Genomic DNA, 7,553 nt, shown 5'->3' on the forward strand with positions numbered 1-7,553 from the left:
GTCGCTGGCGGTGCTGGATGTGGATATCTGGATCGTCGCCCCGGCCATTGGGCTGGCCACCTTCATCATGGCGACCGGCGGCATGATGGCCGGCCGGGTGCTCGGCAGCCGATTCGGGCGGGGGGCGGAGGCGCTGGCCGGGCTGGTGCTGATCGCCCTCGGCACCTCGATCCTGATGGAGCATCTGGCCCGCTAGGCCAACCGCCCCCATCTTCGGCGGCGATGCGCCCCGTCCTGATCGGTTCCGAAATCTACCGCGGCTCCACCTATGGGCCGAAGCACCCGCTGGCGATTCCCCGCGTCTCCACCATGCTCGACCTGGTGCGTGCCATGGGCTGGGTGGCGCCGGGGCAGTATGTGGACAGCCCGCGCGCCACGCCCGCCCAGCTCACCCGCTTCCACACGCCGGACTATGTCGCGGCGCTGATGCAGGCGGAGGCCTCGCAGGCGGTGGACCCGGCGCATCGGGACCGGCATCGCATCGGCGCGGATGGCAACCCGGTGTACCGGGAGGTCTTCTCCCGCCCCGCCACCGGCGCCGGAGGGGTGATGCTGGCGGCCAGGCTGACGGCGGAGGGCGGCCCAGATGGGAGCCCAAATGGGAACATCGTGCATGTGCCCGGCGGTGGCACGCATCACGGCCAGCCGGACCGCGCCAGCGGCTTCTGCTACCTGAACGATGCGGTGCTCGGGCTGCTGACCTGGCTCGATCTCGGCCTCACCAACATCCTGTATCTCGATATCGACGCGCATCACGGCGATGGCGTGGAGGCCGCCTTTGCCGAGGACCCGCGCGTCTTCACGGTCTCCGTGCATGAGGCCGGGCGCTGGCCCAATTCCGGGCCGGTGGAGAACCGGGCAGGGGGCCACGCCCGCAACCTGCCGGTGCCGGAGGGCTTCAACGACAGCGAGATGGATTTTCTCCTGCGCCACGCCATCCTGCCGATCCTGCGCCAGCGGCGGCCGCAGGCGGTGATGCTGCAATGTGGCGCGGATGCGATTGCGGAGGACCCGCTGTCCCGCCTCGCGCTTTCCAACGCCGCGCACAGGGCCGTGGTGCAGGCGTTGATGGGGGTGGCGCCGCGGCTAATCGTGCTGGGCGGCGGCGGCTACAACCCCTGGTCCGTGGCGCGCTGCTGGGCCGGGGTCTGGGCCACGCTGAACCGCCTGCCGATTCCGCCCCGCATCCCCGCACCGGCCGAGGCGGTGCTGCGCGGCCTGGCCTGGACGCGCGCCGCCGGCCGCAACCCGCCGGAGCACTGGTTCACCTCCATCGCCGATGCGCCGCGCCCCAACCTGGTACAATCCAACCCGGTACGGCCGGAAATCCGGGCACTCGCCGCGCGCACGCTGGAAGGGCTGCCGGAGGCTGCTAAGGTGCCGGCATGATCACACGCCGCCCCCTGCTCGCCGCCCTCGGCCTGTTCGCCGCCAGCCACGCCGTGGCCCAGCCCGGCGTGGACCGCCCGCAGCCGAAGCTGCCGACGGAGCCGCTGGTCATCATCGGCCGCGACGGCACCCGCCACAGCTTCCAGGTTGAAATGGCGGTCAGCCCGGAACACCAGATGATCGGCCTGATGTTCCGCCCGACCGTCGGCGCCGATGAAGGCATGCTGTTCGACTGGGGCCAACCGCGTGAGAGCAGCATGTGGATGCGCAACACCATCGCGTCCCTGGACATGGTGTTCATCGCGGCAGACGGCCGCATCCACCGCATCGCGGAACGCACCGTGCCCTACAGCCTGACCCCGGTGGACAGCCGCGGCCCGGTGCGCGCCACGCTGGAGCTGCAGGCGGGAATCACGGAAAAGCTGGACATCCGCGTCGGTGACCGCGTGCTGCACCGTATCTTCGGCACCGCCCCCTGACGCCCGGCGGCGGCCCCGCTTGCCCTGAGACGGCCGGGACCGTAGGTATCCGCCATTCGGGGTGTGGCGCAGCCTGGTAGCGCGCCTGTTTTGGGTACAGGAGGTCCTCGGTTCGATTCCGGGCACCCCGATTCCAGATCCGGCTCCCCCGCTCTTCCCCAATCCGGCCGCGCCGTCTTTCATGGCCCCATACTTCGGGGGACCGCGCCATGACCGATCTGCTGCTGACCCATCTCCGCCTCGCCGATGGCAGCACGCCGCGCATCGCCATTGCCGGCGGCCGCATCACGGCCATCCTGCCGCCAGCCGCGCCCGATCCCGCGGCGGCGGAGGTGCTGGACCTCGGTGGCGCGCTGCTGCTGCCGGGCCTGGTGGACGGCCATATGCATCTGGACAAGACGCTGTTCGGCCTGCCCTGGCAGCCGCACGCCGCCGAACCGTTCCGGCAGAGCCGCATCGACGCGGACCAGCGCCTGCTGCCCAACCTGCCGCGCCCCACGGCGGACCGCGCGGGTGAACTCATCCGCCGCTGCGTCGCCAACGGCACGGCCCATATCCGCACCCATGCCGACATCACCCCGGCCTTCGGCCTGGCCGCGCTGCAGGGCGTGCTGGCGGCCAAGGCGGCACACGCCCATGCGGTGACGGTGCAGGTGGTGGCCTTCCCGCAGGCTGGCGTGATGCGCCAGGGCGGCGCGCCGATGCTGGATCTGCTGGATGCCGCGGTGCGCGAAGGTGCGGACCTCGTCGGCGGCATCGACCCCTGCGAGGTGGACCGCAACCCCTCCGGCCAGCTTGACGGCATCTTCGCCGTGGCGGGCCGGCGCGGCGTCGGCATCGATATCCACCTGCACGAAGCGGCGGAGCTGGGCCTGTACAGCCTTCAGGAGATTTGCGCCCGCACCAAGGCTGCGGGCATGCAGGGGCGCGTCACCATCAGCCACGGCTTCTGCCTCGGCGGCATCGGCGAATCGAAGCAGAAGGCGGCGGCGGCGCTGATGGCCGAATCGGGTGTGTCGCTGGTGACCCATGGCGGCGGCAGCGCCACCATGCCGCCGCTGATGCTGCTGCGGCGGGCCGGCGTGCGGGTGTTCTGCGGCAATGACGATGTGCGCGACACCTGGAGCCCCTATGGCAATGCGGACATGCTGGAACGCGCCGCGGTGATCGGCTGGCGGGAGGATCTGCGGACCGATCCGCTGCTGGAGGAACTGTTCACCATGGTCTCCTCCGAAGGGGCGGCCGCGCTCGGCATCGCCCAGCACGGCATTGCGGAGGGCCATGCGGCGAATCTGTTCAGCATTCCGGTGGAAAACGTGCCGGAGGCGATCGGCGGCCATCCGCCGCGCGGCCTGGTGTTTCATGCCGGGCGCCTGGTTGCGCGCGACGGTGCCTGGGCAGCGTGACGCCCTGTGGCGCGGGGCTGGCTTGACGCGCCGCGCGGGCCTGCGAGGCTCCGGCCATGCGCATCCATATCCAGAACCCGCCCGGCGAGACGCTGTTCCCCGTCACGCCCGCCCAGGTCGCCGCCGCCCTGGCCCGCAACCCCGAGATCGGTACCCCCGACCTCTCCTTCGCCGATGACGATGCGGGCTTTGCCGCCGCGATCGGCCAGGCGGAGGTGCTGCTCACCTGGACCAAGGTGGTGCATGCGCGCTTTCCCGTCGGCGCACTGCCGGGGATTGCGCCGAAGCTGCGGGTGATCGCCTGCACCTCCGCCGGGCTTGACCGGCTGGCGCCCTTCGCCTGGCTGCCGCCGGAGGTCACGCTGCTGAACAACCGCGGCACGCATGCGGCCAAGGCCGGCGAATTCGCACTGATGTCGCTGCTGATGCTGGCCAGCCACATCCCGCATTTCGGCACCCAGCAGCGCGCGGAGACCTGGAAGGCCCGCTTCGGATCGGTGCTCGCTGGCCGCACTGTTTGCATCGTGGGCCTTGGCAGCATCGGCGGTGCGGCGGCGAAACATGCGCGGGCCTTCGGCATGAAGGTCATCGGCGTGCGCCACAGCGCCACGCCGCACCCGGATTGCGATGAGGTCGTGACGACCGGGGCGCTGGACCAGGTCTTGCCGCGCGCCGAATTCCTGCTGCTGGCCTGCCCGCTGACGCCGGAAACGCGCGGCCTGATCGACCGCCGTCGCATCGGCCTGCTTCAGCCCGGCGCCAAGCTGGTGAACATGGCGCGCGGCGCGGTGTGGGACCAGGACGCGGTTTGCGATGCGCTGGAGGCCGGCGCACTGGCCGGCGTGGTGACGGACGTCGCGGTGCCGGAGCCGCTGCCGCCCGGCCACCGCCTGTGGCGCACGCCGGGGATGCTGGTGGTGCCCCACGTCTCCTCCGACGACCCCGCCACCTACAATGACCACACGCTGGACATCCTGTTCCGCAATCTGCTCGCCATGCGGGCGGGGCAGCCCGCGCCGAACCGTGTGGACCCCGCGCGCGGCTATTGATGACGATGCGTGCCTCGCCGTAGCGTCAAATCTTACAGAATGATGGAACTGCCCCCATGAACCCCACCCGCCGCAAGCTCCTCGCCGTCCCGGCGCTGGGCCTCGCCGCCACGGCGCTGGCGCCCGTCGCATCTTCCCAGGCACAGGCGCCCGCCTGGCCGACGCGGGCCATCCGGCTGATCGTCCCCGCGCCCGGCGGCGGCGGCACGGCGGATACGCTGGCGCGGATTTTCGCGCAGGAGCTGGAAAAGCGGGTCCCGCAGCCCGTGGTGGTCGAGAACCGTGGCGGCGCCGCCGGCAATATCGGCGCCAATGCGGCGGCGCGGGCGGAGCCGGATGGGCACACCATCCTCTGGGGCTGGGCCGGCACGCTGGCCACCAACCCGGCGCTTTACCGTGACATGCCCTTCGACCCGGTGCGCGATTTCACGCCGGTGGTGCTGCTTGGCAGCGTCCCGAACATCCTGACCGTGAACAATGATGTGCCGGCGCAGGACCTGGCTTCCTTCACGGATTATGCCCGCGCCAATCCCGGCGCGATCAACCACGGCACCACCGGCAACGGGTCCTCGATGCATCTGGCGGCGGAGCTTTTCGCCTCCCGCACCGGGACGCAGCTGACCCATGTGCCCTATGCGGCGCCGGCGGCGGCGACCACGGACCTGATCGCGGGCCGCATCCAGGCGATGTTCAACCTGGTGACCGGCGCCAAGCCGCTGGTCGAGGCGGGGCGGGTGCGCGCCATCGCGGTGCTGTCGGAAAGCCGCGTGCCGCAGCTGCCCGATGTGCCCACCGCGACGGAGCTCGGCATGCCCGGCCTCGCCTTCGGCACCTGGTTCTGCCTGATGCTGCCGCGCGGTGCCCCGGCGCCGGTGGTCGCGCGGCTGAACGCGCTGGCGAATGAAGTGCTGGCCGATCCAGCCGCGCGGCAGCGGCTGGAAATGGCGGGCATGGCGCTTGATGGCGGCGGCACGCCGGAGCGGCTGGCAACCTATCTGCAGGAGGAAATGGTCCGCCACGCAGAACTGGTCCGCATCTCCGGCGCGCGGATCAACTGACCCCGCGCGGCAGCAGCGGGTCGCCCAGCGTCAGCATCAGCCGGTTGGCGTTGGCGAACATCGCGACGGAATGGATGAGATCGAGGATCTCGAAATCATCCAGCCCGGCCGCGCGCAGCGGCGCCAGGTGCCGGGCGGTGACGGCGCCGGGGTCGCGGGTCAGTGCCTCGGTGAAATCGGCCACCGCCTTGCGGCGCGGGTCCGGCTCCGCCGCCCAGCCTTCATCGAGGATGCGCTGCATGGCGGGCTCATCGCCCGTCATCTCGACGAAGCGCTTGGCATGGACCGAGGTGCAGTAGACGCAGCCATTCACCATGGAGACGACGGCGGTGGACAATTCCCGGTCCGCCCGGTCCAGCCCACCTTCGGCATACATGACGATGTTGAACAGCGCGCCGCGCTCACCAAGCGATCCCGGGTCATGCGCCAGCGTCAGGAAATAGGTGCTGCGCCGCACCGCGGGCGGGCAGGCATCCAGCGCCGCCAGCTGCTCGGGCGTTGCCGTCTCGGCCTTCACGGGGGCGAGGCGGGGACGCCAGCCGACGGGCTTCAGGGTGAACCGGCTCATGCCGCCTTCTCCTGCATCAGGGCGCGCAGCCCGGCCAGCAGCCGGGTCTGGTAGGGCACGAAGGCGATCAACTGGGTCGCCGCCACGATGTCGCGCGAGGTCAGGCCGAGGGCCGCCAGCCCATCGATATCCGCCTTGGCGGTCGCCTCCGGCTGCATCGCGACCTTCTCCGCATAGGCCAGCAGTGCATCGAGACGGGGGGAGGGGTCCGGCGCGGGGGCGAGGCCGGCGAAATGCGCGGCCAGCGCCGCATCGCCCTCGCGCGCCGCCACATGCCGGGCGAGTGCCGCGCGTTCCGCCAGGCTCAGCCCGCCGGGGTCGGCGGGCAGCAGCAATTCGCGATAGGCACCCTCGGCATGGCGCAGGGCTTCGGGGCGCTGCCGGCGCAGCGCGCCGATGGCGCTGTCCGGCGCCAGGCCGAGGAGGTCTTCGATGAGGTCAGGCAAGGCATTGTCCCGCTGGCTATTGCACCAGGATGTTGCCCTGCCGGACCACCTCGCGCCAGCGGGCGAGTTCCGCCGTCACCAGGGCGGCATATTCCGCCGCCGGCACGGGCCGCGGCTGGGTGCCGCGCTCCGCCAGCTGGGCCTGCATCGCGGGTTCGGACAGGGCGGCGCGGATCGCATCGCCCATGCGCTGCACCACCTCGTCCGAGGCGCTGCGATGCGTGTGCAGGCCGAACCAGGCCTCCGCGGCGAAGCCTTCCAGGTTGAACTCCGCGCCGAGTTCCGCCAGCGCCGGCACATCCGGCAGCACGGCCAGCCGCGTGGCGGAGGTGACGGCGAGCGGGATGACGGTGCCGGCGCGGATCTGCGGCAGGGCGGTGGGCAGATTGTCGATGAAGGTATCGACCTCGCCGCCCATCACCGCGACCATGCCGGGGCCGGCGCCGCGATAGGGCACATGCTGGAAGCGCGCGCCGGTCTGCTGGTTGATCAGCTCCCCGGTCAGATGGGTGGAGGTGCCATTGCCGGCGGAGGCGAAGGTGCGGATGCCCTGCCGCGCCTTGGCATCGCGCAGCAACGCGCGCACATCGCCGCCGGGCACGTTGCGCGGATTGGCGACCCAGACATTGGGCACCGTCACCATCAGCGTCAGCGCCTTGAAATCATCCTCCGGATTGTAGGTGAGGTTGCGGTACAGCGCCGGCGCAATGCCGTGGGATGCGATCTGCGACACGAACATCGCATGGTCATCGCCTTCCCGCGCGAAGCGGCCGGCGGAGGTGGTGCTGCCGGCGCCGGGCTGATTCTCCACAACCACGGCGCGGCCCAGCTTGTCCCGCATTGCCATCGCCACCAGGCGCGCCACCACATCCGTCGTGCCACCGGGCGGGAAGGGCACGATCATCCGCAGGTCACGGCTCGGCCAGGTCTGTGCCAGCGCCGGTGCGGCCAGGGCCGCGCCGCCAGCGGCGAGCAGGATGCGGCGCCCGAACAGGGCGGTGCGATGTGTCATTTCCCAGTCTCTCCCATGTTGATTGTCATGACCTTCGCCCGGACGCGCCGCCCTGTCGAGGCTTCCGGGGGCAGCGCGGGCCCGTTAGCCTGCGCGCAACATGCCGGGAGACGCTCCATGAACGGCCTGCCCCATACCCATCCGCC

9 protein-coding genes and 1 tRNA gene are annotated in these 7,553 nt (G+C 71.2%); 7 read left to right on the forward strand and 3 right to left on the reverse strand.

The window, feature by feature from the left end; all coding sequences use genetic code 11:
- From Q8S40_RS16445 to Q8S40_RS16475, 7 genes are all read left to right on the forward strand, one after another.
- The coding region (locus tag Q8S40_RS16445; RefSeq protein WP_305671237.1) for a manganese efflux pump at positions 1-196 on the forward strand (196 nt) is incomplete at its 5' end.
- A 26-nt stretch (positions 197-222) separates the two neighbouring features.
- Positions 223-1,389 (forward strand): acetoin utilization protein AcuC, encoded by a 1,167-nt coding sequence (locus tag Q8S40_RS16450; protein ID WP_305671238.1) that lies wholly within the window; start codon positions 223-225, stop codon positions 1,387-1,389.
- Positions 1,386-1,868, forward strand: coding sequence for a DUF192 domain-containing protein (locus Q8S40_RS16455; protein ID WP_304810367.1), 483 nt, complete (start codon positions 1,386-1,388; stop codon positions 1,866-1,868). The genes Q8S40_RS16450 and Q8S40_RS16455 overlap by 4 nt, the downstream gene beginning before the upstream one ends.
- A gap of 57 nt (positions 1,869-1,925) precedes the next feature.
- Positions 1,926-1,999, forward strand: a tRNA-Pro gene (locus tag Q8S40_RS16460).
- A 78-nt stretch (positions 2,000-2,077) separates the two neighbouring features.
- Complete coding sequence (locus Q8S40_RS16465; protein WP_305671239.1) at positions 2,078-3,274, forward strand: amidohydrolase; 1,197 nt, start codon at positions 2,078-2,080, stop codon at positions 3,272-3,274.
- 56 nt (positions 3,275-3,330) lie between these two features.
- Positions 3,331-4,323: a D-2-hydroxyacid dehydrogenase gene (locus Q8S40_RS16470; RefSeq protein WP_305671240.1), complete on the forward strand. Its 993-nt coding sequence runs from the start codon at positions 3,331-3,333 to the stop codon at positions 4,321-4,323.
- 56 nt (positions 4,324-4,379) lie between these two features.
- Positions 4,380-5,381, forward strand: a complete 1,002-nt coding sequence (locus Q8S40_RS16475; RefSeq protein WP_304810361.1) for a tripartite tricarboxylate transporter substrate binding protein — start codon at positions 4,380-4,382, stop codon at positions 5,379-5,381.
- Here Q8S40_RS16475 and Q8S40_RS16480 read toward each other — a convergent pair.
- From Q8S40_RS16480 to Q8S40_RS16490, 3 genes are read right to left on the reverse strand one after another with little or no spacing between them, the layout of a single operon-like run.
- A complete protein-coding gene (locus Q8S40_RS16480) occupies positions 5,374-5,949 on the reverse strand; it encodes a peroxidase-related enzyme (RefSeq protein ID WP_305671241.1) in 576 nt (191 codons plus the stop codon). The two genes, Q8S40_RS16475 and Q8S40_RS16480, sit on opposite strands and share 8 nt — an antisense overlap.
- Entirely contained in the window at positions 5,946-6,395 is a 450-nt protein-coding gene (locus Q8S40_RS16485; RefSeq protein WP_304810357.1) for a CMD domain-containing protein, read from the reverse strand. Before Q8S40_RS16485 ends, Q8S40_RS16480 begins: the two co-directional genes overlap by 4 nt.
- A gap of 16 nt (positions 6,396-6,411) precedes the next feature.
- Complete coding sequence (locus Q8S40_RS16490; protein WP_305671242.1) at positions 6,412-7,407, reverse strand: tripartite tricarboxylate transporter substrate binding protein; 996 nt, start codon at positions 7,405-7,407, stop codon at positions 6,412-6,414.
- Between the last annotated feature and the right edge of the window lie 146 nt (positions 7,408-7,553).

Origin of the sequence: Falsiroseomonas sp. (assembly GCF_030695085.1) — a bacterium.
GTDB lineage: Bacteria > Pseudomonadota > Alphaproteobacteria > Acetobacterales > Acetobacteraceae > Falsiroseomonas.

Excerpts from the sequence above, each read along its gene's own strand:
- Q8S40_RS16470 (WP_305671240.1), top strand. The coding sequence starts at position 3,331 with ATGCGCATCCATATCCAGAACCCGCCCGGCGAGACGCTGTTCCCCGTC.
- Q8S40_RS16455 (WP_304810367.1), top strand. The coding sequence starts at position 1,386 with ATGATCACACGCCGCCCCCTGCTCGCCGCCCTCGGCCTGTTCGCCGCC.
- Q8S40_RS16490 (WP_305671242.1), bottom strand. The coding sequence starts at position 7,407 with ATGACACATCGCACCGCCCTGTTCGGGCGCCGCATCCTGCTCGCCGCT.
- Q8S40_RS16480 (WP_305671241.1), bottom strand. The coding sequence starts at position 5,949 with ATGAGCCGGTTCACCCTGAAGCCCGTCGGCTGGCGTCCCCGCCTCGCC.
- Q8S40_RS16465 (WP_305671239.1), top strand. The coding sequence starts at position 2,078 with ATGACCGATCTGCTGCTGACCCATCTCCGCCTCGCCGATGGCAGCACG.
- Q8S40_RS16450 (WP_305671238.1), top strand. The coding sequence starts at position 223 with ATGCGCCCCGTCCTGATCGGTTCCGAAATCTACCGCGGCTCCACCTAT.
- Q8S40_RS16475 (WP_304810361.1), top strand. The coding sequence starts at position 4,380 with ATGAACCCCACCCGCCGCAAGCTCCTCGCCGTCCCGGCGCTGGGCCTC.